Origin of the sequence: Psychromonas aquatilis (assembly GCF_038155185.1) — a bacterium.
Classification (GTDB): Bacteria; Pseudomonadota; Gammaproteobacteria; order Enterobacterales; family Psychromonadaceae; genus Psychromonas; species Psychromonas aquatilis.
In genome coordinates this window covers 1-226 of sequence record NZ_JBAKAZ010000294.1, presented here as the reverse complement: position 1 = coordinate 226, position 226 = coordinate 1, and the positions used below count along the sequence as shown (strand labels likewise).

The 226-nt window shown below is 37.6% G+C and carries 1 pseudogene; it reads left to right on the top strand.

Annotated elements, in window-relative coordinates:
* Nucleotides 1-226 (top strand): annotated as a pseudogene (locus tag V6256_RS15620) (GTPase); the annotation flags it as partial.

Sequence of the window (226 nt, the reverse complement as noted above, 5' to 3'; positions counted from 1 at the left end):
TTACTCAGTGCTCGAATCACAACAATTAAATCAAGATTAGCGAAAGTATCTAAAAAACGTGAGCAGGGTCGTCGTTCTCGCTAACGTAATGAAGTGCCAACAGTCTCTTTGGTAGGGTATACTAATGCTGTTAAATCAACGTTATTTAACCAAATAACAGAAGCAAAAGTATATGAAGCCGATCAGTTATTTGCGACGCTAGACCCAACATTACGTAAAATTTCAG